This is a genomic window from Corallococcus sp. 4LFB, from assembly GCF_046520365.1.
Classification (GTDB): domain Bacteria; phylum Myxococcota; class Myxococcia; order Myxococcales; family Myxococcaceae; genus Corallococcus; species Corallococcus caeni.
Map to the genome: position 1 here is coordinate 1 of NZ_JBKGHJ010000855.1, position 2,071 is coordinate 2,071.

1 protein-coding gene and 1 pseudogene are annotated in these 2,071 nt (G+C 71.5%); one reads left to right on the forward strand and one right to left on the reverse strand.

Translation table 11 applies throughout. The features are described 5' to 3' along the window. Window positions 1-1,410: HTH domain-containing protein (locus ACLEQD_RS41980; protein ID WP_410391535.1), on the reverse strand; the 1,410-nt coding region annotated here is incomplete at its 3' end. A 181-nt stretch (window positions 1,411-1,591) separates the two neighbouring features. Here ACLEQD_RS41980 and ACLEQD_RS41985 point away from each other — a divergent pair. Next, window positions 1,592-2,071 (forward strand): annotated as a pseudogene (locus ACLEQD_RS41985) (hypothetical protein); the annotation flags it as partial.

Here is a 2,071-nt window from a genome sequence, read left to right on the forward strand (position 1 = left end):
GTCGCCGCGCTCGGGACGCTCGGCGCGCTCCGGCTTTTCGGCGGCGGCGGACACCTCCACCTCGCCGCCCTCCTCGCGGGCCTGCTTCTCGCTCTTGCGCTCCTCGCGGCGGCGCTGGGCCTCCTCGGCGTCCAGCTTCGCGGCCTCGAAGAAGCGCTCGTCGATGTCGTACAGCTCCACCTGGGTGACGGTGACGGCGGTCTTCGCCTCCAGGAACTTCTCGCCCAGGGCGTCCCCGCACCACAGCATCACCAGCGAGCCCGTGGCCTGCGCCTCGGAGCGCGCGTCGCCGCGCACCTCGCCCGCGCTGACCAGCAGACCCACCTGCGCCGAGTAGTGGCCCAGGTCGCGCCGCAGCTCCTGCACCGTCTTGCGGTCGACGCCCGGCATGCCCTTGAGCATGCGGACCGCGTAGCGCAGCTCCACGCTGCCCTCGCGCTTGCGCGCCGTGAGCAGGGGGCCTTCCTTGGAGCGCTTGGCGACCTTCAGCTCGCGGAAGCCCAGGCCGTGCATCATCTTCACGACGGACTTCTCGAAGGTGCCCACGTCCGCGTCGCCCAGGCGCTTGCGCAGCCCGCGAGCGACCGCGCGGCGCGCGTCCTTGAGGGCCGTGCGCGCGGTGGTGATGAGGGCCTCGTCCACCAGCGGCTCCCCGGCGGCAGTGGGCTTGCCCAGCACCGGGCGGCCCCCCTCCAGCGGGATGCCCAGGGCCTGCGCGAAGGCGGCCTGGAGCTCCAGGGGCGGCGCCTCGCTCGGCGCGCCCGCGCGCTCCAGGGACACCTCCCCGGACTCCTGGTTGAAGGCGTACTGGGGCCGGCGGCCCGCGTCGATGCGGCGCTGGTTGTCCTCCAGCAGGGCGGTGAGCACCGCCTCCACCGTGGTCTCCTCGGCGCACAGCTCCTTCGCCTTGGCGCGCTCGATGAGCTGATCCGTGCGCAGGCCCGCGTCGGCCTCGCTGAGGATCTCGAACACGACCTCCGGCAGCGGCGGGAAGCGCTTGCGGCGTCCACCCCGCTCCTCGTCGCCCTCGTCCCGGCGGCGCTTGCGCTCCGTGCCCCGGCCCGACGCGCGCACGTTGTCCGTGCGAGGCTCCGGGTGGCGCTCCACCGGCCGCAGCGGAGGAAGCTCCTCCTCCGGATGCGGCTCCATCACGCCCGTCTGTGCAAGTGCCTCGACGTCCTCGGAGAGCGACCAGTCCGTCAGCGCGAAGGTATCCTTCGCCGTGACGATCACCTTGCGATCCCGCGTCCTCCGCGCCATGGCAGCCAGCCGCGACAGCATCGTCACTTCGGGCGTCTTGCCAATGTGGGACAGCAGGCTCAGCTGGATGGACTTCTCCGTGATTTCAAGGAAATGCAGGGGGCGACCTTCGCTCTCCAGTACCCTGAGCGCGGCCTCGTAAAATGTCATCGAGTATTCCCCAAGAATTCCGAACGGTTACAAAAATGTAGGTCCGTATGGGCGGCGGATGCTAGCCACCGCTAAACTGGCTTGTCAACGAACGTCAATGACCCGTCTCCGCATCGGACACCATTGGAAGCGCGAACCGTCGGATTCCCCGCTCGATTCCATCGCGCTGGAACTGGACGGCGTGAACCTGCTGTCCGGGGCGGTGGAGGAGCCCCTGGCGGAGGTCGTTCCCGCGCTGGTGGAGGCGGTGGCGGCCCTGCACGCGGGGAGGCGGCGGCTGGCGCAGGTGTCGCTGACGGAGGCGCACCTGGAGCTCGTGTTGCGGCGCGTCGGCCCGGACATCGAGCTGTCGGTGGCCAGCCTCGCCCGGCCCGCCCACCTCTTGCGCCCGCCCATCCGGGTGGACGCCGAGGAGCTGACGAAGGCCACGCGCCAGAGCGGCCAGCGCTTCCTCCAGGACGTGACGAAGCTCGCGCCCCGGGCCCTGTCCGCCGCGGCCGCCCGGAAGCTGGGAGAGGCGCTCAAGGGCCTGGGCAGGGCCGTCCCGCACGCGGAAGGTCCGCCCGTTCCCCCCACCCCGCTGCGGATTGAACCCGTCTCCGTGCCGGGGTTCGGCCTTCGAGCTGAAGGACATCTCCCCCGCCTCGCGCGAGGCGCCGTC